Raw genomic sequence first — 25764 nt, 5'->3', positions numbered from 1 at the left:
TGAAAACATCGTGGTGATCACGGGCGGGGTCAGAACCATAGTCTGATTCCGGCGGTGACGTTCATGCCGTGGACCCGCTGCCCGCGCGCGCGGGCCATGCTGGCGGCCTGGTCGAAGCTGCTGGTGTAGGTCACGCCCAGATAGGGGGCGATCTTGCGGTGCCATTCGTAGCGCAGGCGCAATCCGGTATCGAGATCCGACAGGCCGCGCCCGTTGCCGCGGGCGCGGTCGTTGGTGGAATAGACATTCATTTCCACCTGGGGCTGGAGGATCAGGCGGTTGGTCAGCAGCAGGTCGTACGATCCCTGCAGCCGGGCCGCCGCGCCGCGATCGCTGAAATAGGCGGTCGCTTCGAGCTGGAAGAAATACAGCGCCAGCCCTTCGACGCCCACCGCGCCCCAGGCGCGGGTCGGCCCGGCATCGATATCGACCCGCACGCCGGACTGCACGTCGAAATAGCGGGAGACGGCGCGGTCGTACAGCACTTCGTGGTCGCCGTCGCCGAAGCGGCCGTCGGTACCGACCGTGCCTTCGGATTTCAGCCACAGCTTGTCGTAGTCGGTGCCGAACCAGGCCTGGCCGTCATAGCGGAACTGGCCGCCATGATTGTTGGCGCGGGCTTCGAACTCGTCGAGCAGCGCGTGGCTGTAGAGCATGTGGTCCATGACGGGCGGCATGCCGCCGACATAGGCGACGGGGGCATCGTCCATGCTGCCCGTTGTGTTGCCATCGGCCGCGTGGGCCGTGCCTGCGCAGAGGATGAGGGCCAGGGTGGCCGGGAATCGCGCCCTCATGCCACCACCACGGTGCGGAACATGCCGACCTCCATGTGATAGAGCAGATGGCAGTGATAGGCCCACAAGCCGGGCTCGTCGGCGGTGACCAGGTAGCTGAGCCTTTCGCCGGGTTTGACGATGATCGTGTGCTTGTAGGGGCGGAAGGCGCCGTGGCCGTTTTCGAGCTCGCTCCATAATCCGTGCAGGTGGATCGGGTGTTCCATCATCGTGTCGTTGATCAGCACGAAGCGCACGCGCTCGCCCACGCGCAGGCGGATCGGCGGGGCTTCGGAGAATTTCCGCCCGTCGAAGCCCCAGATGAAGCGCTCCATGTTGCCGGTCAGGCGCAGGGTGATCTCGCGCGAGGGGGGGCGCGGATCGGCGCCCGGGATGGTGGCGCGCAGGTCGGCGTAGGTGAGGACGCGCCTGCCGTTGCCTTCGAGCCCCGCGCCCGGCTCCGCCAGCCGGTTGGTGGGCATCCGGGCGATATTCTGCATTTCGACGCCCAGGGGTGGGGCGGGTGGTGTGGAGGGCGTGGGCGTGGGCGTGGGGTCCATCTTCATGCCGGGCGGCATATCGCCTTGTTCTTTGCCGGTCATGTCCATGCTAGGCATGTCCATTCCGGGCATGGCGCCATGGGGCGTGTCCATGCCAGCCATGCCCATGTCGGCCATCGTGCGCAGGGGGCGCGGGTCCATGGGGGGGATCGGGCCGGTCTGGCCGGGGGCGGTGGCCAGGGTGCCGCGTGCGTAGCCGGTGCGGTCTTCGGATTGGGCGAAGATCGTGTAGGGGCCGGGGCCGGAGGGGGTGACGATCACGTCGTAGGTCTCGGCGGGGGCGATGCGGAATTCGTCGACCGGTACAGGCTCCACATCGTTGCCGTCGGCCTGCACCACCTGCATGGTCAGGCCGGGAATCCGCATGTCGAACAGCGTCATCGATGCCGCGTTGATCACGCGCAGGCGCACCCTCTCGCCGGGGCGGAACAGGCCGGTCCAGTTGGTGGCGGGCGCGCAGCCATTGACCAGATAGGTGTAGATGATGCCGGACACGTCCGAAATATCGGTCGGCGCCATGTTCATCGCGCCCCAGCGCAGCCGGTCGGCGATGGTGGGGCCCAGCCCCTGCCGTGCTGCGTCACGGACGAAGGTGCCGACCGTGCGCTGGCGGAAATTGTAATAGTCGCTCTGGAATTTCAGGTTCGAGACGATGTCGGCCGGGTCCACGTCCGTCCAGTCCGACAGGACGATCACGTATTCTCGGTCGAACGGTTGGGCGTAGCCGGCCCTGGGGTCGACGATCAGGGCGCCATAGAGGCCGATCTGCTCCTGGAAGCCGGAATGGCTGTGGTACCAGTAGGTGCCGCTCTGATGCAGGCGGAACCGGTAGGTGAAGCGACCGCCCGGCGGGATGCCGGCGAAGCTGAGGCCCGGTACGCCGTCCATGTCCGCCGGCAGGCGGATGCCGTGCCAGTGGATGGAACTGGGTTCGCGCAGTTGGTTGGTGACGGTCAGCTCCACCGTGTCGCCCTGCCGCCAGCGCAGGATCGGGGCCGGGGTGGTGCCGTTGATGCCGATGGCGCGTGCCGGCCGGCCGGTGACGTTGACGCCGACCGGGCCGATCGCGAGGTCAAAGCGCGTATCCGGCACCGCCGGGGGAATGCCCGAGGAAGGCGGTGCCGGGGTGGCCGGGGCCGCGAGGGCGCCCGCGCGGCACAGGCCGGTGCCGCCCAGGGCGGCGCCGATGACGAAGCGGCGGCGCGTCAGCGCCCCCCGCCGCGCTAGGGGAAGAGAAATCATGTCTTGGTCATCCGCCCAGGAAGAACGATCTGCAATCCGACGCGTGCGAGGGGCCTTGTGGGCCTGGTCGCCGCGGAGTTCAGGGGCCTGACCGGACATGTGGGCTGGCGAGCGGGAGCGGCCCGCAAGGGTCGCGTCCGGGGTTGCGTTTCCGAGCATCGGAGCGGAGCGGCCTTGATGGCCGTGAGCACCGAAGCGGAGGAAACGCGCACAGGACGCGCCGCCAGCGCGCATTTACGGTCAGGCTCTCAGGCGCGGTTTCTGGGTGGGCGTCGTCCGGGCGCGCAGATGCGGCCGGCGAGGCGGTGGATGTGGATAGGCTGCACCGAGGCGACGCTGCGCAGGGCGGGCGGGGCCTGGGCGGTTGGGGCCGGGAGCCAGGCGGCGGCGCACGCGCCCTGCGGGCAGCAGGAATCGCCGGCATGGCCGTGGTGATGGCGGGGGGAGTGGCAGGAGATGGGTCTGTCGGGCGCCGTGGTGGATGGGGTGGCGCATCCCATGTCCATGCCGGGGTCCATGCCGGGCATTGCCGCCATGGCGGGGGGCGCGGAGGTGGCGTGCGACAGGGTGGCGGGCAGCATCAGCCCGACCAGCAGCAGCAGGCTGGCCAGCATCCGTCCCGTCGCTGTCGAGATGAACCCCTGCATTCTCCCTGTCCCGTCACCGGCGCGCATGGCCGCACCTTCCACGGAACCTGCATTTCCGTCCAGCCCTTTCGCCCTTGCCTGCCGTGGACGCGGGGCGCTCTTCACAAAATCCGGACTGCGATTGCGGGGACCGGGGTGCGTGCCCACCATCGGTGAGTCTCTAGAGCAAAGGCTGCACGCCATGAAAGTCCGGGACATCATGACATCACCGGTGTTCTGCCTCCAACCGACGCAGGGCATCTCCGACGCGATCCAGCTGATGCTGGAGCGCAGGATCAGCGGGGTGCCCGTCACCACCCCGCAGGGGGAACTGGTCGGCATCGTGACCGAGGGCGACCTGTTGCGACGGCACGAACTGGGCACGGTCGGCGCGCATTCGTGGCTGAAGGATCTGTTCCTCTCGCCCGGTAGCCGGGCGGACGAATATGTCCACACCCATGGCCGCAAGATTGCCGATGTGATGACCGACCAGCCGGTCACCATCGAGCCGGATGCGCGCCTGTCGGACGCCATCGACATGATGACCGTCCATCACGTCCGGCGCCTGCCGGTGCTTCAGGATGGCAGGGTGATCGGTATCCTGGCGCGGGCCGACGTGCTGCGCGCGCTGATGCCGCTGGCCGCCGAACCGCCCGTGGCCACCGACGACAACGTCATCCGCGAGGCGGTGGAAGCCGCGTTGGAAAGGGGGCTGGGGGCCGGGGTGCGGGACCTCGTCAAGGTCGAGGTCTATCGCGGGGCGGTTGTCCTGAGCGGCGCCGTGACCGATGAGCGGCTGGTCTCGGCCACGCGGGTGGCGGCGGAGAACACGCCGGGGGTGACGTCGGTGACCAACCAGCTGATCGTCGTCGGGCCCTTTGTCGGGGCCAGTGTTCCGGCGCCGCCTTTATAGGCCAAGCGGAAGCGGGTGCCGGCCCTAGCGGGCCGGCGTGCGGGCGGGGGAGAAATGCCGCGCCCCCGCCACGCAGAGTACGACCCCCATGGCGGTCAGCACGAGTTGGCCGCCGACCGGTTCGTGCAGGGTCAGGAAGGCGAGGAAGAAGCCGAGGAAGGGCTGGAGAAGCTGCAACTGCCCCACCGCCGCGATGCCGCCCAGCGCCAGCCCGCGATACCAGAACACGAACCCCAGGAACATCGAGAACAGGGTGACATAGGCCAGCCCCGCCCATGCGGAGGGCGCGATGTTGCCCCATTGGGCCGGCGCCGTCGCCAGCGCGCCTGCCGCCGATACCGGCAGCGCCACCACCAGCGCCCAGCAGATGACGCGCAGGCCGCCCAGCGTGCGTGACAGGCGGCCGCCCTCGGCATAGCCCAGCCCGCAGACGATCACGGACAGGATCATCGTCAGGTCGGCGCCGTAGGACCCCGCCCCGCCCCGGCGTGCGGCAAAGCCGCAGACCAGTGCCGCCCCGGCGACCGACCAAGCCCAGAAGGCGGCGGAGGGCCGTTCGCCCCCGCGCAGTACGCCGAACGTAGCCGTGGCCAGCGGCAGCAGGCCGAGGAACAGGATCGAGCGGGTGGAGGGCATGGCCTGCAGCGCCAGGGCGCTGAGCAGCGGAAAGCCCAGCACCACGCACAATGCGACGACCGCGAGGGCGAACAGGTCGCGCGGTGCGGGCACGCTGGCCCGGCATCGCCACAGGCACAGCGCCCCGAGAACCCCGGCCAGGGCGGCGCGGGCCGCCGTGAGGAACAGCGGGTCGAACCCCGCGATGGCCAGCTTGGTGGCCGGCATCGAGCCGCTGAAGATCGTCATGCCGATCAGGCCCGCGATCCAGCCTTCCGTTGTTCTGTCCTGCATCGTTCCGTCCTTTCGTGCCGATCGGTGATGCGGCGGGCGGCGACGGGTTTCCAGATACGGTCCGGTACAATTACAATGAACTGTATTGTTCAGGGGACCGGTACGGATGGACGTTCAGCAGGCGGATGGGACGCGGGTGGCGCAGGTGATGGGGCTGGTGCGCCACCGGATCGAGCGGCGATTGCTGACGCCGGGTGCCCGCCTGCCCTCGATCCGCGCCATGGCGGATGGTGCGGGGGTGTCGAAATCCACCGTTGTGGAGGCTTATGACCGGCTGCATGCCGAAGGGGTTATCCGCTCGCGCCCCGGTGCGGGCTTTTATGTCGCCGCCCCGCTGGCGCCGTTGTCGCTGGACGTGCCGTCATCGGAGCCGGCGCGCATGGTCGATCCGGTCTGCATGTTGCGGGCGTCTCTGGAGCAGGACCCGGCCGCGCTGTCGCCCGGATGCGGCTGGCTGCCCGCCGCCTGGATGCCGGAGGAACTGGTGCGCCGGGCATTGCGGGCCGTGGCGCGGGATGGGGCGCCGGATGCGCTGTTCGATTATGACTCTCCGCTGGGGCATGCGCCGATCCGTGCCTTCGTCGCGCGGCGGATGGCGGAGCAGGATGTCGGGGTTTCGCCCGCGCAGATCCTGACGGCGGATTCCGGATCGCATGCGCTGGACCTGATCTGCCGTTTCCTGCTGCGGCCGGGGGACACGGTGATGGTGGACGATCCGTGCTATTTCAACTTTCTCGCACTGTTGCGGGCGCATCAGGTGCGGGTGGTGGGCGTGCCTTATCTGGCCGATGGGCCGGATATTGCTGCTTTCGCGCAAGTCGCGGAGTCCTGCCGGCCGCGGCTCTACATCACCAATTCCGCCATTCATAATCCGACCGGCGCGGTCCTCTCCCCCGTGGTGGCGCATCGGGTGCTGCGGCTGGCCGAGGCGCATGACATCATCGTGGTGGAAGACGATATCTTTGCCGATTTCGAGGCGGCGCCGGCCGCGCGTCTGGCCACCTTCGACGGGCTGGAGCGGGTGGTGCGGATCGGCAGTTTTTCCAAGACCGTTTCTGCCTCTTTCCGGTGCGGCTATATCGCCGTGCGGCCGGACTGGGTGGAAGGGCTGGTGGATCTGCGCGTGGCCAGCGGGATTGCTTCCGGGCGGCTGGCGGCCGGGATCTGCCATGCGGTGCTGACCGATAGCGGCTATCGGCGGCATGTGGCGCAGATGCGCATGCGGCTGGACCAGTGCCGGGTGCGGGTGCTGGACCGGCTGAAGCGGCTGGGCCTGAGCCCGGTGGTGGAGCCGGCGTCCGGCCCGTTCGTCTGGTGCCGCCTGCCCGCGGGGCTGGATGCCACCCGTGTTGCGCGCGGCGCGCTGGCGCATGGCGTGATCCTGGCGCCAGGCAATCTGTTCAGCGCCAATGGCACCGCGGCCGATTGTCTGCGCTTCAATGTGGCGCGGATGGAGGATGAGGCCGTTTATCGCCTGCTGGCGGATGTAAGGGGGTTGGCTGGGGGGTGAGGCGGCAAGAGCCTGTTTGAGGGCCGCTTCCGCCTTATCTCAGGCATAGGATATGTCACTTGCGCTTCCGCAAAGCGGACCTGGGAGTGAGGAGGTGGGTTAGCGCGGCATATTTTGGTGCAGAACAAAGCGTTCTTTCTTCAGGGTGGCCTATGAGCAGGCTGAAAACTGCTTTCGTAGGATGTAACCATGGCTGCACCTGATATCCTGACTATTTCGCCATCCGTGCTGTATTTCGGCACCCCTGTTGTTCTTGTTGGAACGGCCAGCCATGACGGCAAGACGAACATCACCCCGATCTCATCAGCCTGGGCCCTTGGGCCGAATATTGTCATCGGACTGGGAACGACCGGTCAGGCGCTCCGGAACATTCGTGAAACCGGGGAATGCACTCTCAATCTGCCCTCGGCAGATCTCTGGTCCAAGGTCGAAGCCATTGCCCGAACGACAGGGTGTTTTCCTGTACCGTCAGACAAGGCCAGCATGGGTTACACATATTGCGCGGACAAGTTCGCCCTGGGGGACTTCGCGCCTCTTCCGTCCGAGAACGTGAAGCCGCCCCGTATTGGTGACTGCCCGCTTCAACTGGAGTGTCGTCTTTCGGGCGGGGACCTAAAAGCCGCCTTGTTCCGTCGCCCAGGCTGCGGCGACCTGGCGAGCAGCAGCCGGTTGTGCGGCAAAAGCTGCGTAACCTTCCCTCCCTTGCGGGGTTGGCCACGCTTCGAACAGGACGGCAATCATACTGGATCTCGCGATTATTTCCGGCAGACCTTGAGGGCTTGCGATACCCGGATGTTTCGGTGCAGATCGAAGCATGAAGGAAGGTCCTGACATTGCGCATGTCGCAGCGTTGATCGGTGATCCGGCACGCGCCAACATCCTGACCGCGCTGATGTCGGGCAAAGCCCTGACGGCCACGGAACTGGCCTGCGAGGCCGGGATTGCCGCGCCGACAGTGTCAGGCCATGTCCGGAAGCTGATGGGCGGCGGTCTGATCCTGGGATGCAGCCAGGGGCGACACAGATATTTCCAGTTAGCTGGGCCCCATGTTGCAAATCTGCTGGAAGTCATGATGGGGTTTGCGGCGGCTCAAGGATATCTCAGGACACGCCCAGGACCGCGAGATCCGGCCCTACGTGCAGCCCGAGTCTGTTACAGGCATCTGGCCGGAGAAGCGGGTGTGCGGATGTACGACAGCCTCATGGGACGAGGCTTTCTGGCGCTTGCTCCAGACGGGCTGAGTCTCACGACGCAAGGGGAGGATTTTCTTGTCTCATGCGGCCTGGACCTGACAGGTGTAAACAAGGCGCGTCCCCCGCTTTGCCGGAACTGTCTGGACTGGAGCGAGCGACGTTTTCATCTGGGTGGCTCACTGGGCAGAGGCCTCATGGATTTTATTTTCCAGAAGGGTTGGGCAACGCAACTCCCTCGCAGCCGTGTTGTCCACTTTACCCAGAAGGGACGGAGAACATTCGAAAAAATGTTCCCTCTTTGAGCCAAGGGAAAAACTCAAAAAAGGACCAGCGTCGCCTCACTTGAGATATTCTCGAGTGCATATGGGCTTCCTGAAAACGGATATAATCAGGGAGCTCTTGAGCAGAGTGAATTCTCCGGAAGATTAAACTATGATTTCAATCGCCATTTAGCACATTTTTTCGATCTTCTGCACCGCCGTCGCAGGTGAGATCGCAAGCCCCGTGTTCAGTTCGCTGAACGCAGGGCACAAAATCCAGGCAGGCGCAGCGTGCCAGTTTCGGACGGTTACGAAAAAGAAGGGGTCGGGAAAATCCCTCGTACCTCACCCCTTCCCGTTTCGTTGATCGAACGCCTGCCGGGCCTGTTCGACTTCCGGCATTTTTGCGTAGGTCCAGGCGTAGAGGGCCTTGAGGGGGTCCTGGAGGGTGCGGCCCAGGGGGGTGATTTCGTATTCGACGGCGACCGGGGAGGTCGTGATCACGCGGCGGGAGACCAGGCCGTTGCGTTCCAGCCGGCGCAGGCATTGGGTGAGGGCCTTTTGCGTCACGCCCTCCAGCAGGCGGCGGATTGCGTTGAAGCGCAAAGGGCCGGCGTGGAGGACCGCCAGCACCATCATCGACCATTTGTCCGCGATCTGGTCGAAGAGTATGCGGCTGGGACAATCGCCGGCGAAGCGTTGGGGGTTGCAGACCATCATCGGCGGTTTCCTTGCGTATACCTGGGCGACTTCAGGTGCCTGATTGACGTCAGGTCTACGATGTATACCGTTCGCCACGAGATCACAACGGAGCCTGTCGATGTCTCGTGCCGAAAACAGCGTGCTTTTTCGCCCCTTCCGCCTCAAGGGGCTCGAACTCAAGAACCGGATCGTCATGGCCCCCATGACCCGGATGTTCGCGCCCGAGGGCGTGCCGGGAGAGGCCAATGCCGCCTATTATCGCCGCCGCGCCGAGCGGGAGGTGGGGCTGATCCTGTCCGAAGGGACCGTGATCGATCGGCCGACCGCGCGCAACGAGCCCACCATTCCCTTCTTCCATGGGGACGCAGCCCTTGCGGGGTGGAAGCAGGTGATCGATGCCGTGCATGAAGCCGGCGGGCGCATGGGGCCGCAGATCTGGCATACCGGGTCCATGCCGGGCATGACCGGCTGGCAGCCGGACACGCCAATCGAAAGCCCGTCCGGCCTGCTGGCCCCCGAGGCGCCGCGTGGCGAGGCGATGAGCGAGGAAGCGATTGCCGACACGGTGGCGGCATTCGCGAAGGCGGCCGTGGAGGCCAAGAGGCTTGGATTCGACACGCTGGAGCTTCATGGGGCGCATGGGTATCTGATCGACCAGTTCTTCTGGTCGGGCACCAATGGGCGGACCGACCGCTATGGCGGTGCCAGCATCCGGGAACGGTCGCGCTTTGCGGCCGAGGTGGTTGCGGCCGTGCGGCGGGCCGTGGGCGATGATTTCCCCATCATCCTGCGCGTCAGCCAGTGGAAGCAGCAGGATTTTGCCGCCCGGTTGGCCGAGACGCCGGACCTGATGACGGACTGGCTGGCGCCCCTGGTCGAGGCCGGTGTGGACATTCTGCATTGCTCGCAGCGGCGCTTCTGGGAACCCGAATTTCCGGAAATCGACGGCGAGAACGGCCTGAATTTTGCCGGCTGGGCGAAGAAGCTGACGGGAGCCGCGACCATCAGTGTCGGTTCGGTCGGGCTGTCGGGGGATGTGGTGGCGACCTTCAGCGGGGAAGGTGCGGATTCGACCGGGATCGCGCCGCTGATCGCGCGGATGGAACGTGATGAGTTCGACCTGATTGCGGTCGGCCGTGCGCTGCTCAGCGATCCCGACTGGGTGGTGAAGGTCAAGGCCGGGGACCATGAGAATCTGAAGGGTTTCGACCGCGCGGCGCTGGCCGAACTCGTTTGAGGCGGTAACGATCTGTCCGCTGCCATGGTAGGGTTGGCCATGGCGAACGCGAAGATCCTGATCAGTGCCTGCCTTCTGGGCCACCCTGTCCGCTATGACGGGGGGGCCAAATCGGCCCGGCACCCTGCCCTGGGCCGGTGGCAGGCGGAAGGGCGGCTGGTGCCCGTCTGCCCGGAGCTTTCGGCGGGCTTCCCGGTGCCGCGCCCGCCTGCCGAAATCGCCGGTGGGCAGTCCGGTCAGGCGGTGCTGGCGCGGACGGCCCGTGTGATCACAGCGGGCGGCGCGGATGTGTCGGACCTCTTTATTGCGGGGGCCGAAATTGCCCTGAGCCTGGCCCGGGAGCATGGGTGCCGGTTTGCCATCCTGACCGATGGCAGCCCGTCCTGCGGGAGCCGCTTCATTTATGACGGGAGCTTCGGCGGCGGGCGGCATGACGGCGTGGGTGTGACGACTGCGCTGTTGCGCGCGCATGGCGTGCGGGTTTTCGCGGAGAGCGGGATTGGGGAGCTTCAGGCGCTTCTGGGCTGAGGGGGCCGGGGCGGTTGTTTCTGTTCTTTTTTGAAAAAAAGAACCAAAAAACTTCTTGTCTTTTTTTGGAATTTTGTTGCCTGAACTGGCCGCGTTCCTGAATGGATGATTTAAATCGGTCTCGGAATGTCTGGATGGACCGGCATTCCTGAGCCGCATCTCGCCGATGCCGTAGGCGCGACCGGTTGATCATTGCGTATGGCCGGTCTTTCATGCGGCGCCGAGACGGAGGGGCGGAATGGGCCTCGTTCGATCCCATTCGCAGGAATCATGACCATGAAACGCCATTTTGGGGCGGGATATGCCGCGCTGATCGCCCTTTCGTCCGCATGCGCTGTGGTATCGGCCGCGAAGGGGGCGCCTGTCCTGTCCGAGCGCTTCGATGGTGCTGGCAGCTTCCCTCCCCTCTCGGGTCCGGGTTGGGCGGCTTCTCTGGTTGCGGGGCCGGGAAAAAATGAGGTGGTGACGGCGCATCCCGATAGCGGTTTTACGGGCCTGCACGCGATGCGGTTCGATGCGCGCGGCGTGCCGGTGCGTGCGGTCGTGAAGACGGTGCCGCCGGCGGAGCGGGCGGCGATCACGCCGGACAGCGTGCTGCGCTATATGATCTTTCCCGTCGATGATCCGCTGTCCCTGACCGATCCTGCGACCGGGACGGCGCTCGATATCGTCTTTGACGATGGCACCCGGGCTTCGTCACTGGGGGCGCGGGATATGGCCGGCGCGCCGCTGACCCCGCAGGGACAGGGGCGGGGCCTGTATCCGAATCAGTGGAACATGGTCGAAGTGCCCCTGGGGGCGATCGCGCACAACAAGCGTATCGCGGCGATCGAAGTGCAGGCGGGGCGGCCCGGAGGTGGGGCCTATCACGTCTATTTCGATGATATCAGCATCGGCGATGCGGACAATATGCAGGGGGCTACGCCTGCCGACCTGGTCGATACACGGCGCGGCACCAATGCGAACGGCCATTATTCGCGCGGGAACAATTTTCCCGCCGTTGCCGTGCCGCATGGATTCAATTTCTGGACGCCGGTCACGCGCGGCAATTCCGACTGGCTTTATCAGTATCAGGACCGAAACGACGCGCAGAACAGGCCGAGGCTTCAGGCGATCTCGCTCAGCCACGAGCCCAGCCCCTGGATGGGGGACCGGCAGACATTCCAGATCATGCCTGTGCCGGGCGGTGCGCCGCCCTCCGCCGACCGGGGGCTGCGGTCGGCAGGGTTCGATCACGCGCATGAGGCGGCCTTGCCCTATCGTTACCGGGTGGCGCTCGACAATGGGATCGTCGCGGAGGTTGCGCCGACGGATCATGCCGCCATCATGCGTTTTTCCTATACGGGTGACGAAGGGCAGATCGCGTTCGACAATATCGGCGATCATGGGCGCATCGTCATCGCGCAGGATGGCATGAGCGCCGATGGCTACACGGATGTTGCCAGTGACCTGTCGACCGGGGCGACGCGCATGTTCGTCCATATCGTCTTCGATCGTCCCGCCAGGGCGCAGGGGCGCATGACGGGCCAGAAGCGCGACGATGTGCAGGCATGGGCGGCGTTCGATACCTCGGACGGCCGGCCGGTGACGCTGCGGATCGCGACATCGCTGATCGGCATCGACCAGGCGCGGCACACGATGGCGATGGAATTGCCGGAGGGGACGACATTCGACGCTGTGGCGGCGGCGGCAAAGGCCGAATGGAACAGGACACTGACGCGGGTGGCGATTCCGGGCGCGCCGATTGACGAGCAGAGGACGCTCTACGGCAATCTTTACCGTCTCTATCTCTATCCGAACGCGGCGTACGAAAATGCCGGCAGCCCTCAGGCGCCGTCCTTCGTGCATGCCAGCCCGTTCGCGGCGCCGGTGGGGCCGAACAGCGAGACGCATACGGGGGCGCGGGTCGAGACGGGAAAGCTCTTCGTCAATAACGGGTTCTGGGACACGTATCGGACGGCGTGGCCCGCCTATGCGCTGTTGAGTCCCGACGAGGCGGGCACGCTGATCGATGGTTTCGTGCAGCAATATCGCGAAGGCGGGTGGATCGCGCGCTGGTCTTCGCCGGGCTATGCGGACCTGATGACGGGGACGAGTGCCGATGTCGCCTTCGCCGATGCCTGGGGCAAGGGCGTAAGGCATTTCGATATTTCCAGCTTTTACCGGGCGGCATTGAAGGATGCGACCGTGGTGCCGGACGATCCGGGTGTGGGGCGCAAGGGGTTGGCGCGTTCCATCTTCCGGGGTTACACGGACACCGACACGGATGAGGCGCTGTCATGGTCCAGTGCCTCCACGCTCAATGATTTCGCGATCGGCACGATGGCGGCGGATCTGGCGCGGATGGCGCGTGCGGGATCGGCGGAACGGGCGGATTTCGAGGCGGAGGCCTGGTATCTGCGGAATCGTGCGCTGAACTATGTCAATCTGTTCGACCGCGATGTTGGATTCTTTGTCGGGCGGCGGCCGGATGGCGCGTGGCGCGCCGGGAAGGACATATTCGATCCGCTGGCGTGGGGGGGAGATTATACGGAGACGAATGCCTGGACGATGGCGTTCGATCCGGTTCAGGACGCGCAGGGGCTGATGAACCTCTATGGCGGCCGCGCGGGCCTGGCCCGCAAGCTCGATGCCTATTTCGCGACGCCGGGCGTTTATCATGTGGGCGCGTATGGCGGCGTTATTCATGAGATGCGGGAGATGCATGATATCCGCATGGGACAATACAGCCACAGTAACCAGCCGGCGCATCATATCCTCTATATGTACGATTTCGCGGGGCAGCCGTGGAAGGCCGAGGACAAGATCCGCGATGTCATGAACCGGCTGTATCGCGGCACGGCGATCGGGCAGGGCTATCCGGGCGACGAGGATAATGGCGAGATGTCGGCCTGGTGGCTGTTCAGCGCCGCCGGTTTCTACCCGTTGCGGGTCGGCACGCCGACCTACGCGATCGGCGCACCGCGTTTCGAGACGATGCAGCTTGCTTTCGACAATGGGCACCGCCTGACGATCGAGGCGCCGGGCGTGAGCGACAGCAGGCGGTTTATCCAGTCCGTGACGCTGAATGGCAAAAATCTGACGTGGTGGTGGTTGTCCCATGCGGACATCGCCGCTGGCGGCATATTGCATTTCACGATGGGCGACCGGCCGTCGGCGTGGGGGACGGGGGCGGATGCCGCCCTGCCCTCCCTGACCCGTGGGAGCGCCATGCCCGAACCGGCCGTGGACCTGACAGACCGAGAACAGGCGCGCACGGAGGGACCTGCCGCGCTGTTTGACAATGATGCGATGACCAGTGCGCCGGTGCCGGGCGGCGGCCTGAAGGCGGTGTTTCCTCATGCGGCGACCGCGCTGGCCTATACGGTGACGTCGGGCGGTGATCCGAACGATGGTGCGCGGGCGTGGGATCTTGCGGCATCGGATGATGGTGTGCACTGGACGGTGATCGACCATCGCGAGGCCCAGCATTTCGCATGGAAGCGGCAGACCCGGCCCTACCTGATCGCGGACCCGCGCCCGCATCTTCTGTATCGCTGGCGGCCTGAGGGGGCACATCCGGCGACGATCGGCGAGTTCGAGCTGCTGGGGCACCCCGGGTGAGGCCCCTTCCCTGATTCGTTAATACTGTTCCTTCATATTGTATTTTTCGAATCGGGAGCGGCATCTCGACGTGGCGGTGGCCATGAGCTGCATCGTCATGCCTGTTGCCACGCCGGATGCGCGCTTGGGCCCGGAAGGGCGTTAATGCCCCAGGGGGCCTTCGTAATATTTGTCGATCTGGTGACCGTATAGTTGATCGCTCCAGTTGGGCATGGTTTCCGAGGTGTAACTCGGAGCCCCCTTCAGCTGATCCGGTGTCAGGTCGACGACATAACCCTGACGATTCACGTCGTAGTGCAGGGCCCGCCATGGAAGGGGGTGGTAGCTGTTGCCCATTCCGAGAAAGCCGCCGAAACTCATGACGGCATAGGCCACGTGGCCGGTCTGTTTATCGACCATGAAGTGACTGATCGTTCCCAGCTTTTCGTCGGCTGGTGAATAGACCGCCGTGCCCTCGACCTTGTCGGAGGCGATGAGTTCGTGCGTCTCGTCAATTCTGGTTGTGGTATCCGCCATGATGGCCTCCTGTTGCTTGGACCACGGTGGGTAGGTCGGCACGATCGTGCGCCGGACAAGGGGAGACGGGATTTTCTTTTACACGATCTCTTGAAGGGGCGAGACAGGCCGGATTTTGGAAGAAAAAGGAAACAGTTGGGTTTTCCTCGAAAACGTGGAATCGTCATCAGGCAGCGTGCGGGCTTTGCACTGCCTGGGAAGAGTTTTCCGGTTTTTAATAAAACGATACAAAATCGCCATTATTCGAGAATAGATGGAGGACGTGGTTTTCAGGCGGCTCGCGAGCGGCCGTGGCGTCGTGAAACGATCATGAAGAGAGGATGAGAGACGGAAGATGAACGACATGCCCCATACGCCCGGCAGCAAGCGTGCCCAGCCGCATATCCCGCTCAATGACGGCACGACGATGCCGCAGATGGGCCTTGGCGTGTGGCAGACGCCGGCCGGGGAGACGGCGGCGATCGTGCGGCATGCGGTCGCGGCCGGGTATCTGGCCGTGGACACGGCCGCGATCTATGGCAACGAAGAGGGCGTGGGAGAGGGGCTGGCAGGCCGGCCCGACATCTATGTGACGACCAAGATCCGGAATGATGAGCAGGGTTATGACACGACGTTGCGGGCGTTCGATGCCAGCCTGCGCAGGCTGCGCCGCGAGAGGCTCGACCTCTATCTGATCCACTGGCCCAAGCCTGCCGAGGGGCGGTTCGTCGAGACCTGGAAGGCGATGGTCGCGCTTCGGCAGGAGGGGCGGGTGAAATCGATCGGCGTGTCGAATTTCCGGGCCGAGGATCTGGCGCGCATCATCGATGCGACGGGTGTGGTGCCGGCGGTCAACCAGATCGAACTGCATCCGCGTTTTCAGCAGCGTGCGCTGCGTGCCGTCAATGAGGCTCATGGGATCAGGACCGAATCCTGGAGCCCGCTCGGCCAGGGGCGGGTTCTGGACGACCCGGTGATTGCGAAGATTGCCGGGAAACACGGCAGGACCGCCGCGCAGGTGATCATCCGCTGGCATATCGACAGTGGGCTGATCGTCATTCCCAAATCGGCCACGCCGAAGCGGCTCGATGAGAATATCGCGGTCTTCGATTTTGCGCTCGATGCGGAGGATATGCAGCAGATCGCCGGTCTGGATCGGGCGGATGGCCGGATCGGGCCGGACCCGTCCACATATTAGGCGGCACTTGAGAAGGACGGGAAAGAATGTTCCGCAACGCTCTTCTTGCCCTCCCGATCCTTGCGGGCCTCGTGGCTGCCGGATCGGCCCATGCCGATGATGCATCCATCGTTCTGACGCAGGAGCAGGTCAGGTGGGTGGCAGCACCAGCCGATTTTCCAAAACATGTCGAGATTTCCTATGTGTATGGAAATGCCTCTGCCCCCGGCCCGTTCGTCATTCGCGTGAGGATGCCGGCGCATGCGCAGATCGCGCCCCACACCCATAATATGGACGAGACCTTGACCGTTCTATCCGGTCGCTTCACCCATTTCATTGGCAGGAGCTTTACCGGCGCGCGGGAGGATGCGCTTGCGGCCGGTGGCTTCGTCCATCTGCCCAAGGGCACGCCGCATGCCCTGCGGACGGCCGATTCACCGGTCGTGGTGGAAGTCTCCGGCGTCGGCCCCTTCGGCATGACCTACGTCAACCCGGCGGACGATCCCTCCCGGGCAAAATGAAGCCGGGTTGCCCCCCGGATGCAGTCATCGTCCGAAAGGGAAACACGCGGACGTTCGACACGATGCGAGAACCCGGGAACGGTTCGCCGCTATCGTGAACCGGCGGCAAGAGAGCGCGCGTTGCAACCGGTTCTTATGACATGAGTCTGTGGCCTCCATCGACATCGATTGTCTGACCGGTCACGAAGGCAGACTCGTCCGAAGCGAGGAAGAGCATCGCGCCGAGGAGATCCGACGCCTCGCCGAACCGCTTCTGGGGAGTAGAGGCGGCGACACTCCTGATCTTGTCTCCCTTCCCCTTCCCTTCGGCGACCGCAAAGGCTGCATCCAGCCCTGCCGCATGGGCATCCGGAGCGGTCCTGGCGCGATGCCGTTGACCCTGATCCCGTGGGCGGCAAGCGATCGCTGCCGATTGGGTCAGGCTTGTCATCGCTGCATTGGTTGCATTGAATGCCGCCGTGAGTGAACTCCCGCAGTTTCTCGTCGTTGAAGGCGCCAGAAGAGCCCCAACTTATCCGCCAGCAGAGGTGATGCAAATGCGCTTTCCAGCGGCGCGACCCGGCATCGGGTTCTCTCACTTCATTTCTCGCCTTCCGAAAGGCATGGCGGTGTCGTTCGATGATGACCCAACTGGCTGCCATCGACCACAATAAGCGGACCCTGCCACGTCCCTATCCTTGCTTTCCATGCCTTGCTCTCCATGGAGATATTTAGCCGGATGGCTTACTGTCTTGACGGGATATCTCGAATGGGATTAGTTATCCATATGGCTTACCTTGACCGCGTCTTTCATTGTTTATCGGACGGCACCCGTCGCGCGGTCATCGCGCAGCTTGCCAGCGGGCCGGCGAGCGTTGGCGAGCTTGCGCGACGACATCACATGGCGCTGCCCAGCTTCATGAAGCATATCCGTGTGCTTGAAGAGAGCGAGGTCGTCATCTCCCGCAAAACGGGCCGCGTCCGTATGTGTCAATTGCGTCCCGACGCGCTCACAGCCGCACAAGGCTGGCTGGAACGGGAGCGGCGCGTTTGGGAAACCCGCCTGGACCAGTTGGATAGCTTTATCGAAACATTGTCTGAAAAGGAAAATGCACGTGGAAATCGATAACGAACGCGACCTTGTCCTCGAACGTACGGTAAAGGCCACGCCAGCCCAACTCTGGCGCGCATGGACGGAGCCGGATTTGCTGACGCAATGGTTCGCCCCCCGGCCTTATGGCGTGGCCAAAGCCTCGGTCGACCTTGTACCGGGGGGGACGTTCAATATTGTCATGTGCTCGCCGGAAGGAGATGCTTTTCCGGAAAAGCCGGGCTGCGTTCTTGTTGTCGAGCCTGAACGGCGCCTGGTCTGGACTGATGGCCTCGGCCCACAGTTCCGGCCGAACGCTGAAGCCTTCATGACTGTGGAAGTCACCATGGAGCCGGTTGCGGACGGCACGCGCTATCGCGCACTGGTGCGCCACAAGAGCCAGCAAGATCGGGCGAAGCATGAAGAGATGGGATTCTTCCAAGGATGGGGTACATGCCTTACGCAATTGGAAGAACTTGCCGCACAGATCTGAGCCCGGGCCGCAACGAACGGGTTTCCGGAGGCCGCCCCCCCCTTTGACGGGGTACGGGGGCCGAAAGCCCCTGCGGAGGATATGAAGCGGATCGCCGGTCTGGATCGCGCGGATGGCCGCATCGGGCCGGACCCGTCCTGACATTAGCCGGCGTCTGGGAAGGAGGAAAAAGGCGGAACATCAGGCCGGAGGCGGTTAACCGTTCAGTCACTAAATTGTGTGCGCGCGCAACGAAGTGTGCGCCGGCGGGTTGCTGCACGTGCTGGAAAGGCGAAGGATGCCCGGGACGCGGAGGCGATGTTCCGGTGACGCGGCCTTCCTTCAGCAGCGTGGCTAACGGGCGTTCGACGTCCAGGCCGCTCCCTCCGGAACAATGAAGGACGCGGACGCATGACGACAAGGATTTCTGTGGCGCGGCTGCCCGCGCGCGGACAGAATGAGGGCTATCCGACGCTGCAGATACTGCGCTTGCTCGTCGGTATCAGCATTTTCATCGGTCATTGGTCGGAGCCCTATGTTGCGCGGCTGTTGCCGCAGGGGCAGATCCCGATCGATATTTTTTTCATGATCGAGGGTTTTCTCTCGATGCGTTATCTGTCGCAGCCGACTGTTATGGTTGCGAACAGGTGGCGGGTTGTCGGTGACCGTATCGCCCATATCTACCCGATATATGCAATAGCGCTTGTCGCGGGCTTCTGCGCGTTCGCGCCCTTTGCATTCGCCAACGCGGACGGGTGGACGGTTGCGAACTGGATCGGCGCCTTTTTCTCGGGCCTGGTCCTGCTGCCGGTCTTCTCGACGCTTGTCCATGGCTCGGTCTTTCCGCTCAATCCGCCGAGTTGGGCCATTGTGCTGGAACTGTTCGGCTTTGCGTTTCTGGCCCTGCTGCGCGTTCCCGGTTCTCCGCGACGGCTGTTCGCGGTGTGGGCCGGGGCGGTGGCGGTCTGTCTTGTGCTTGCCGGGGTCTGGCATGATCCCAATGCGGGCTGGTCCACGGTGCATTATTGGGGTGGGTGGCCCCGGATGGGTCTGGGGTTCTTCGGTGGGGCGTTGCTGTGGCATCTCCATGACCGTTATGGCGCGCGCACCCCGCAGTTCCATCCGATCTGCGTTCTCGCTTCATTCATTGGCATGCTCCTGCTGACGACCCGGTTTATCGGCTGGCCGTTGCTGGGTGTCGGCGTGCCCCTGCTGGTCTGGTTTGGGGCTTCCTGCGCGCGCCCTGCGTGGCTCGATGCGATTGCCCTCTATGCCCGGCGGAGGGCGCTTGCTGTCTATCTGCTCGGCTATCCCGTCATGATGATCTGGCGCGTCGAGGGTACGCATTTCGCTGTGCCGCCATCTTTCGCCGGGAGCCTGGCGGGGTTCGCCCTGGTGTTTGGCAGCTTGCTGGCAGCCAGTGTGGCCATCGTGCGTCTGCAGAGAAACATCGGCCAGCAAATGCGGGGTTGAATGTGTCGGGAATGGCTGTAGACGGAGGGCGCTTGTTCGGGAAACTGGGCTTTCCCCCTACCCCGCCATTTCCGTCGCCGGCCGCCTGATCACGCGATCGACGGCACCATGCGCGCGATGTCCAGTATCGGGTCAAGCGGGCGTTTTATCGCTTGGCCAGTTCCTGAAGGACGTCCGCCTGTTCCCTCAGCGTCTCACGCGCCAGTTGCATCTGGCGCTCCAGTTTGAGATTGCGTTTCACCCTTTATTGTCGTCTCGGGAATGGGCGTGGCGCGCCTGCATGCGGTTTGGGGTGCCGGCGGCGTCCGGCACGGCGGCTACCCGGGCCTTGCGGGTGGCGGCGGCGCAGGACCCACATGACGCCGCCGGAGAGGGAGAAGAAGAACAGGGCGGCGCCGGCGAGGCCGACGGCGGTGCGCCACAGGCTGGCGATGACGGCGGGGCCGGCCAGTTTGGCCTCGTGCAGCGTGTGCAGCCACATGAAGGTGAGTTCGCCCGTGCGCTGCCGGCCGGGGTCGCGGGTGAAGCGCACCGTGTCGGCATCGGCGTCATAGCGCACGGTTGCCGGGCGGTTGGGGCCGTAGGCGGGCAGGATGATGGTGAAGGATTGCTCGGCCGGGCGGGCGCCCAGGCGGGCCGAGGTCAGGATTGCGTCGGGCATCTGGGCCTGCACGGCGGCCATGGCGGTGTCCAGCCCCTGCTCGCCGGGGATGGCGGGCGTGTGGTCGGCATGGTGTGCGCGGGTGTGGGCCGGGCGGTCGCCGCCCTGCACGCCGAAGAGCGGGCGGGCGAAGGGGAAGGCCAGGACCGTGCCGCTGAGGGCGAGGAACAGCATGATCCCCAACGTCCAGAAGCCCAGGCTGAGATGGGTTTCGCGCCACAGGCGATAGCCCCGGGCCCGGGGGGAGACGGTGATCGTGCGGCGCCATTTGCCCGATGCCCACAGCGCCGGGTGCGGCCACCATAGGATCAGCCCGGTGATAGCCATTACGCTCAGCAGCACGCCCATGATGCCGGTCGCGTTCTGGCCGTAGGGCAGCAGCAGCAGGTCGGCGTGTAGATTGTGCAGCACGCGCAGGATATGCGGGACGATGTGGGTGCGCAGGATTGCGGCGTGGGTTGGGTCGACCATCACCTCGAATTCAGGATGGCGCTCGCCGGCCGGGCCGAAGGCGACGACCGCGCTGTCGCCCGGCCAGCGTGGCGGGTCGAAGCGCAGGGGCAGCGTGCCGGCGGGGGCCGCGGTGCGGGCGGCGGCGATCATGGCCTCGGCGCTGATGCCCGGTGCGGTCGTCGCCCCGGGGGCCGGAACGGCGGGACGGCCCGCCAGCAGCAGCGGCAGGACCACCAGCAGGAGCCCGGTCAGGCCCTGCAACGCGAACGGCAGGATCAGGGCCAGCCCGATCCAGCGATGAATTTTCCGAAGCACGCGCCACCACGATAATGAGAATTATTCTCATATTATCGGACGAGCCATGATCGCGCAAGATGTGCGGGGTGGATTATACTCCGTCGGATCGGGCGCAATGGTAACAATTGGTGTCGGCAGTTTATGGGGCCATCGGCGGTGCTGAACGTCCATTCGGGTATGACGTTGGCGAGACCAGGGAGGTAGACGCGGGTAAAGCCCGTGACGGGCCTGATGGCAGCATGGCCTTCATGTCCAGGCGCCAGGGCTGGGTGATCCGGCGTGGTTCATTGGGGTGGCTGTGACCGGACGTCATAAGGGCGCCGATCCGCCGGGCGCCCGATGGCGCCGGCGGGTCCCTGCCCCTGGCGTGCACCGTTTCGACGGTTTTGCTGCTGGCATAGCCGGTATCGGTCGGGATGGTTCGTGGCAGGCGGGCGGCGTGATGGCGGGTATCGATTTCGTGGTGACCGTTCCGGCCGGGGCCGAGGTGGCATGGGCCCTTCAACGCGGGTTCGCATACGCACCGGCATCCGTCGTTCGATGCCGGGCGGCCCGAGGCGGCTCCGCAAGCGATCCTGGCGTGCTATCGTGCGGCGATTGCGCTGCTTCCCGACAGGCGCGAAATGCAGGCATGCAGGGCCGCCGCCTGTCTGTTCATCAGGTCCTGAACCGGAGGTCCGCCCATGTCCCGCCCGCCGTTTCCACCCTTCGATACCGAAACCGCCACGCTGAAGGCGCGTCTGGCCGAAGATGCCTGGAACAGTCGCGACCCGCAGAAGGTCGCGCTGGCCTATACGCCCGACAGCCAGTGGCGCAATCGCACGGAGTTTCTTTGCGGACGGGAGGAAATCGTCCTGTTTCTGACCCGCAAATGGGCGCGGGAGCATGAGTACCGGCTGATCAAGGAAGTCTGGGCGTTCCGCGAAAACCGGATTGCGGTGCGCTTCGCCTATGAATGGCATGACGAGACGGGCCGGTGGTTCCGTTCCCACGGCAATGAAAACTGGGAGTTCGACGAGGCCGGGCTGATGCGCCGTCGCGTCGCCTCGATCAACGATCAGCCGATTTCGGCGGAACAGCGCCTGTTCCACTGGTCGCAAGGGAGACGCCCGGACGACCATCCCTCACTCTCGGAACTGGGTTTGTAAAACCTGCGTGCAGGTGGGGGCGACGTCCTATGTCCTTTGGAACGACCGGGGGTCGTGAAGAACGAGCGCTTTGCGGGCGGACATGACTATAACCAGAGGCGGCATGAGGACGGATGTTGCCTGTCTACACGCATAGCAGACAGGCGATTTAGGCGGGATAAGCGGAGGGTCGGATATCGGGATGCGTGACCATTCAACCGGACGATCACTTAGTTGTCGCTTTTCGTCAGCGGAGTATCGTGCTACTCACTTGTAGCATTTTGATCTACCTGTTCCTTATGTTGCACACGACAGAAGGATGCGATGACCGATTAATTCAATCGGGTGTCCAGCAGAGATGAATGATTGAGGGAATAAGAGGAACAGCACGTAATGGCAAAGGTTGAAATATCGCCTAGCGTGCTGGAATGGGCTCGTAAGCGGGCCGAAATGCCGCTTGATACCCTCACAAAGCGCTTTAGAAGTTACCCTGAGTGGCTTGCAGGAAAAGGTGGACCGACCTTCAAACAAATCGAAACGCTGGCCAGCGTTCTTAACCTGCCGATGGGGATGTTATTTCTGTCTGAGCCGCCGGAAGAGAAGTTACCTCTGCCCGACTTTAGACGCATGGCGGATGACGGTTCGCTGAGGCCGAGCACCGAATTGATTGACACGATTCATACCTGTCAGTTGCGTCAACGTTGGTATAGAGATCATCTTTCGGGTTCTGGGGCCGACATTTTGAGTTTTGTCAGCTCCGCTTCCGCCGCAGATCAGCCTGCTGTCGTCGCGGGGCAAATCCGAACGGCGCTCAAACTTGAAGTCGGTAGCCGGTCCGGAGCGGCAAATTGGGGCGAGTTTCTTCGGCAATTTATCGGCCATGCCCGGAATGCAGGCATTCTCGTCATGGTCAATGGTGTTGTCGGGAACAACACCCACCGCCCACTCAATCCTCGCGAGTTTCGTGGCTTCGCAATCCCTGATTCCTTCGCGCCACTGATTTTCATTAACGGTGCCGATACGAAAGCCGCGCAGATTTTTACGCTCGCGCACGAACTGGCCCATATTTGGATCGGACAGGATGGAATAAGCAATAGTGCTGCTGACGATTTGCCAGAGGATATTGGGCTGGATCAGAGCCTCGAGCGGTTTTGCAACGCCGTCGCGGCGGAAGTTCTGGTGCCCATGTCCCAATTGACTACAATGGACCTGCCGAGCGACGTCAATCTTGCAAAGGCGATAATAGCTCGGACATTCCGGGTCAGCACACTAGTTGCTCTACGACGCCTAAAAGATCTTGGACGCCTGTCTTACGCTGGCTTCCAAGAGAATTACGATACAGAGCTTGCTTCGCTGAAGCGTTCAGAAAAAAAAGCGTCTGGGGGCGGAGATTTTTACGCCACTATGGGCGCTCGTGTAGATCCGCGCTTCGCATCGGCGGTCATCTCGGCAGCACTCGAAGGCCAAACGCTCATGGGTGATGCATTCGATCTTCTGAACCTCAGTAACTCGAAGACCTTCCGCGAAGAAGCTCGACGCCTCGGAGTAGCCAGCTGATGTTGTTGATGGACTCTAACGCGCTCCTCACTCCGGCGCTGACCTACTACGCATTCGATATCTGCGGGGGCTATTGGAACTGGATAACACAAGCAGCTACTGCCGGCCACGTGAAGAGTATTTCACCCGTGAAACGCGAACTGAGACAGAAGGACGACCAAATTAGGAATTGGATCGACTTCCATGCAGCTGATCTCTTCCTTCCCGATAACGCAGCTATTACCAACACAATGGGGCAGGTCGCGACGTGGGCAACCTCCAATGGTTATACCACTGCAGCCGTAGCTGAATTTCTTAGTAAAGCCGATTCTTACCTCGTAGCTTATGCTATGCTGGGCCAGCATCAGATCGTGACGCTTGAAACGAGCACCCCGGGCTCGCAGCGCAGAATAAAAATTCCTGATGCTGGCAACGCCTTCGGAGTTAGCTCGATTACTCCGTTCGAAATGCTGCGACAACACGGCGTCCGCCTCTAGAAGGCAAGTGATCATTAGTGACGGCTTTTGATCGAAGTACAGAACGCTATACTCATACCATACAAATGAACCGGAAAAGGCTGGATAGTGTCATATCCTGTTCACTGTTCGAGTAGGTTGCAATGGAAAACGGCCTATCTGATTTAGCACTAACTCGACAGTTTAGATTCGAACAATGCGTGTCCGCTATGCGCAGAGTCTACCCGTACGACGCCTGTCCGATATGAGGCGATTGTGTTGAAAAACCCTACCTTGCGGTAGTGGCTGAGCGCTGATTCAGTATTCGCCCATGGACGGAGGGCAGGCAGATGATGGGTGAGCGGACCGGGACGCAGGAGGCGCTGTTCTACGGCTTCAGCGTCGAGCAGCATGTGCCGCAATCCCATGTGCTGCGTGCGATTGACCGCTTCGTCGATTTATCCGGGCTGCGCGCGCATCTGAGTCCATTCTACAGCCATACAGGGCGCCCATCGATCGACCCTGAATTGCTGATCCGGATGTTGAGCATCGGCTATTGCATAGGCATTCGCTCGGAACGGCGCTTATGCGAGGAGGTGCATCTCAACCTCGCCTACCGATGGTTTTGCCGGCTCGGCCTGGACGGCGCGGTTCCCGATCACTCGACCTTTTCCAAGAACCGGCACGGCCGGTTCCGTGAGAGCAACCTCCTGCCGGAGGTCTTCGAGATGACCGTCAGGCGCTGCATCGAGGAAAAGCTGGTCGGCGGCGAAGCCTTTGCAGTCGATGCGAGCCTGATCCGCGCCGATGTCGATCGCCAGCGTGCAGTGCCGGGCAGCGACGGTTTGCCACCGTATGCCACCGGCCGCACCGTCAGTGAGTATCTGGCCGTGCTCGACGATGCCGCTTTCGGAGCGGCCACACCCGTTGTCCCCAAGCAATTGGCCCCGACCGACCCGGCTGCGCGTTTTACCGCCGCTACGCCGGATAGGGCCTTTTTCTCCTACAGCACCAACTACCTCATCGACCTCGACCATGCTGTCGTCGTCGATGCCGAGGCCACCACGTCAGTGCGCCAGGCGGAAGTCACCGCCCAACGCCGCATGATCGAGCGGACACAGGAACGCTTCGGCCTTTGGCCGGAACGGCTGGCAGCCGACACCGCGTATGGTGAGGCAGCAAACCTCGCCTGGCTGGTCGAGGAGAAAGCCATCGAACCGCATATTCGCGTGTTCGATAAATCTGCCCGTAGCGACGGTACATTCGCCCGATCTGATTTCGTCTTTGATCACGAGGATGACAGCTATGTCTGCCCGGGCGGCCAACGGCTTCGTCCCTCCCACCGTAACTTCACTACGCCGCGCTCCTACGTCGATCAGGACGGCTTCGTCCGCTATCGCGCCCGCCAGCAGGATTGCGGAGGCTGTGCCTTGCGACCGCGCTGCACGCCCAATATGCCAGCCCGCAAGATCATGCGCTCCGCTCACGAAGGCGCCCGCGACATGGCACGCGACCTCGCATTGACGGATGCCTATTTCACGTCATGCAGACAACGCAAGAAGATTGAGATGCTGTTCGCCCACCTCAAACGCATCCTGAAGCTCGATCGATTACGATTGCGCGGACCGAACGGCGCCAAAGACGAGTTTCTTCTCGCTGCCGCAGCCCAGAACCTCCGCAAGCTGGCAAAGCTGATCCCAATTAGATCAGCAGTCCTCCCAGCCTGATCGAGAGGGGCGCCTCAGACGGCATTCATCGCGCCGTCCTACCCACCTCCCGCCTCGTCTTTTTCAACACAATCGGGTGAAATATGAGTTCGGTTTCATTGTTTTTTTTGGGAGTGATTGTTTTATTTCTCAGGATAAAATATCATCTGGTTTATGATTGTACGTATGATTTTATTTTAGGCGCAATGTGCTTTGTTATGATTTTTGGATATAACTTTAACATAAAAATGAGAAATAATATTGTC

General features: G+C 63.3%; 24 protein-coding genes and 1 pseudogene. 16 read left to right on the top strand and 9 right to left on the bottom strand.

The window, feature by feature from the left end:
* Nucleotides 1-29 precede the first annotated feature (29 nt).
* From HLH35_RS06035 to HLH35_RS06025, 3 genes are all read right to left on the bottom strand, one after another.
* On the bottom strand, nucleotides 30-794 hold the full coding sequence (locus HLH35_RS06035) for a copper resistance protein B (protein WP_182978293.1): 765 nt from the start codon (nucleotides 792-794) through the stop codon (nucleotides 30-32).
* Entirely contained in the window at nucleotides 791-2575 is a 1785-nt protein-coding gene (locus HLH35_RS06030; protein WP_182978292.1) for a copper resistance system multicopper oxidase, read from the bottom strand. The genes HLH35_RS06035 and HLH35_RS06030 overlap by 4 nt, the downstream gene beginning before the upstream one ends.
* A gap of 248 nt (nucleotides 2576-2823) precedes the next feature.
* The gene (locus tag HLH35_RS06025; protein WP_182978291.1) at nucleotides 2824-3222 is read right to left on the bottom strand and encodes a hypothetical protein; all 399 of its coding nucleotides are present in this window, start codon (nucleotides 3220-3222) and stop codon (nucleotides 2824-2826) included.
* 181 nt (nucleotides 3223-3403) lie between these two features.
* Between HLH35_RS06025 and HLH35_RS06020 the strand changes: the two genes are divergently transcribed.
* Nucleotides 3404-4114, top strand: coding sequence for a CBS domain-containing protein (locus HLH35_RS06020; RefSeq protein ID WP_182978290.1), 711 nt, complete (start codon nucleotides 3404-3406; stop codon nucleotides 4112-4114).
* Between the two features lie 24 nt (nucleotides 4115-4138).
* Here HLH35_RS06020 and HLH35_RS06015 read toward each other — a convergent pair whose 3' ends face one another.
* Nucleotides 4139-5023, bottom strand: a complete 885-nt coding sequence (locus tag HLH35_RS06015) for a DMT family transporter (RefSeq protein WP_182978289.1) — start codon at nucleotides 5021-5023, stop codon at nucleotides 4139-4141.
* A gap of 106 nt (nucleotides 5024-5129) precedes the next feature.
* Here HLH35_RS06015 and HLH35_RS06010 point away from each other — a divergent pair, with 106 nt between their 5' ends.
* The 3 genes from HLH35_RS06010 (at nucleotide 5130) to HLH35_RS06000 (ending at nucleotide 8028) form a co-directional block, all read left to right on the top strand.
* On the top strand, nucleotides 5130-6533 hold the full coding sequence (locus HLH35_RS06010) for an aminotransferase-like domain-containing protein (RefSeq protein ID WP_182978288.1): 1404 nt from the start codon (nucleotides 5130-5132) through the stop codon (nucleotides 6531-6533).
* Between the two features lie 189 nt (nucleotides 6534-6722).
* Nucleotides 6723-7364 carry a flavin reductase family protein gene (locus tag HLH35_RS06005; protein WP_182978287.1) on the top strand — a complete coding sequence of 214 codons (642 nt, stop codon included), beginning with the start codon at nucleotides 6723-6725 and terminating at the stop codon, nucleotides 7362-7364.
* Complete coding sequence (locus tag HLH35_RS06000; RefSeq protein ID WP_182978286.1) at nucleotides 7348-8028, top strand: ArsR/SmtB family transcription factor; 681 nt, start codon at nucleotides 7348-7350, stop codon at nucleotides 8026-8028. Before HLH35_RS06005 ends, HLH35_RS06000 begins: the two co-directional genes overlap by 17 nt.
* 303 nt (nucleotides 8029-8331) lie before the next feature.
* On the opposite strand, the gene HLH35_RS05995 is transcribed toward HLH35_RS06000, so the two are convergent.
* Nucleotides 8332-8706: a winged helix-turn-helix transcriptional regulator gene (locus HLH35_RS05995; RefSeq protein WP_182978285.1), complete on the bottom strand. Its 375-nt coding sequence runs from the start codon at nucleotides 8704-8706 to the stop codon at nucleotides 8332-8334.
* 100 nt (nucleotides 8707-8806) lie between these two features.
* Between HLH35_RS05995 and HLH35_RS05990 the strand changes: the two genes are divergently transcribed.
* From HLH35_RS05990 to HLH35_RS05980, 3 genes are all read left to right on the top strand, one after another.
* Complete coding sequence (locus tag HLH35_RS05990; protein WP_182978284.1) at nucleotides 8807-9925, top strand: NADH:flavin oxidoreductase; 1119 nt, start codon at nucleotides 8807-8809, stop codon at nucleotides 9923-9925.
* A 39-nt stretch (nucleotides 9926-9964) separates the two neighbouring features.
* Complete coding sequence (locus HLH35_RS05985) at nucleotides 9965-10453, top strand: DUF523 domain-containing protein (protein WP_220790564.1); 489 nt, start codon at nucleotides 9965-9967, stop codon at nucleotides 10451-10453.
* 276 nt (nucleotides 10454-10729) lie between these two features.
* Nucleotides 10730-14056, top strand: a complete 3327-nt coding sequence (locus tag HLH35_RS05980; RefSeq protein ID WP_246384888.1) for a GH92 family glycosyl hydrolase — start codon at nucleotides 10730-10732, stop codon at nucleotides 14054-14056.
* A 141-nt stretch (nucleotides 14057-14197) separates the two neighbouring features.
* Here the strand turns inward: HLH35_RS05980 and HLH35_RS05975 are convergent, their stop codons facing one another.
* Nucleotides 14198-14572 carry a PRC-barrel domain-containing protein gene (locus HLH35_RS05975; protein WP_182978281.1) on the bottom strand — a complete coding sequence of 125 codons (375 nt, stop codon included), beginning with the start codon at nucleotides 14570-14572 and terminating at the stop codon, nucleotides 14198-14200.
* Between the two features lie 334 nt (nucleotides 14573-14906).
* On the opposite strand from HLH35_RS05975, the gene HLH35_RS05970 reads away from it, so the two are divergent.
* A complete protein-coding gene (locus HLH35_RS05970; protein ID WP_246384887.1) occupies nucleotides 14907-15749 on the top strand; it encodes an aldo/keto reductase in 843 nt (280 codons plus the stop codon).
* Between the two features lie 26 nt (nucleotides 15750-15775).
* On the top strand, nucleotides 15776-16249 hold the full coding sequence (locus HLH35_RS05965; RefSeq protein WP_182978280.1) for a cupin domain-containing protein: 474 nt from the start codon (nucleotides 15776-15778) through the stop codon (nucleotides 16247-16249).
* Nucleotides 16250-16382: 133 nt separating this feature from the next.
* Here the strand turns inward: HLH35_RS05965 and HLH35_RS05960 are convergent, their stop codons facing one another.
* Nucleotides 16383-16748, bottom strand: a complete 366-nt coding sequence (locus tag HLH35_RS05960; protein ID WP_275944218.1) for an SDR family oxidoreductase — start codon at nucleotides 16746-16748, stop codon at nucleotides 16383-16385.
* Nucleotides 16749-17015: 267 nt separating this feature from the next.
* Between HLH35_RS05960 and HLH35_RS05955 the strand changes: the two genes are divergently transcribed.
* From HLH35_RS05955 to HLH35_RS05945, 3 genes are all read left to right on the top strand, one after another.
* Nucleotides 17016-17357 (top strand): ArsR/SmtB family transcription factor, encoded by a 342-nt coding sequence (locus tag HLH35_RS05955; RefSeq protein WP_182966683.1) that lies wholly within the window; start codon nucleotides 17016-17018, stop codon nucleotides 17355-17357.
* Complete coding sequence (locus tag HLH35_RS05950; RefSeq protein WP_338029302.1) at nucleotides 17344-17811, top strand: SRPBCC family protein; 468 nt, start codon at nucleotides 17344-17346, stop codon at nucleotides 17809-17811. Before HLH35_RS05955 ends, HLH35_RS05950 begins: the two co-directional genes overlap by 14 nt.
* Nucleotides 17812-18201: 390 nt before the next feature.
* Nucleotides 18202-19263, top strand: a complete 1062-nt coding sequence (locus HLH35_RS05945) for an acyltransferase family protein (RefSeq protein WP_246384886.1) — start codon at nucleotides 18202-18204, stop codon at nucleotides 19261-19263.
* A gap of 244 nt (nucleotides 19264-19507) precedes the next feature.
* On the opposite strand, the gene HLH35_RS05935 is transcribed toward HLH35_RS05945, so the two are convergent.
* On the bottom strand, nucleotides 19508-20692 hold the full coding sequence (locus HLH35_RS05935) for a PepSY domain-containing protein (RefSeq protein WP_182978278.1): 1185 nt from the start codon (nucleotides 20690-20692) through the stop codon (nucleotides 19508-19510).
* Between the two features lie 187 nt (nucleotides 20693-20879).
* Nucleotides 20880-21104 (bottom strand): annotated as a pseudogene (locus tag HLH35_RS19855) (IS5/IS1182 family transposase); the annotation flags it as partial.
* Nucleotides 21105-21357: 253 nt separating this feature from the next.
* On the opposite strand from HLH35_RS19855, the gene HLH35_RS05930 reads away from it, so the two are divergent.
* The 4 genes from HLH35_RS05930 (at nucleotide 21358) to HLH35_RS05915 (ending at nucleotide 25519) form a co-directional block, all read left to right on the top strand.
* Nucleotides 21358-21822 (top strand): nuclear transport factor 2 family protein, encoded by a 465-nt coding sequence (locus HLH35_RS05930; RefSeq protein ID WP_182978277.1) that lies wholly within the window; start codon nucleotides 21358-21360, stop codon nucleotides 21820-21822.
* A gap of 372 nt (nucleotides 21823-22194) precedes the next feature.
* Entirely contained in the window at nucleotides 22195-23358 is a 1164-nt protein-coding gene (locus HLH35_RS05925) for an ImmA/IrrE family metallo-endopeptidase (RefSeq protein ID WP_182978276.1), read from the top strand.
* Nucleotides 23358-23834 (top strand): DUF4411 family protein, encoded by a 477-nt coding sequence (locus HLH35_RS05920; RefSeq protein WP_182978275.1) that lies wholly within the window; start codon nucleotides 23358-23360, stop codon nucleotides 23832-23834. The genes HLH35_RS05925 and HLH35_RS05920 overlap by 1 nt, the downstream gene beginning before the upstream one ends.
* A 308-nt stretch (nucleotides 23835-24142) precedes the next feature.
* A complete protein-coding gene (locus HLH35_RS05915; protein ID WP_182978274.1) occupies nucleotides 24143-25519 on the top strand; it encodes a transposase in 1377 nt (458 codons plus the stop codon).
* Nucleotides 25520-25764 lie beyond the last annotated feature (245 nt).

It is taken from the genome of Gluconacetobacter asukensis (assembly GCF_014174375.1).
Classification (GTDB): Bacteria; Pseudomonadota; Alphaproteobacteria; order Acetobacterales; family Acetobacteraceae; genus Gluconacetobacter; species Gluconacetobacter asukensis.
The sequence above is the reverse complement of the archived record's forward strand: the minus strand, read 5'-3'. Positions and strand labels throughout refer to the sequence as shown.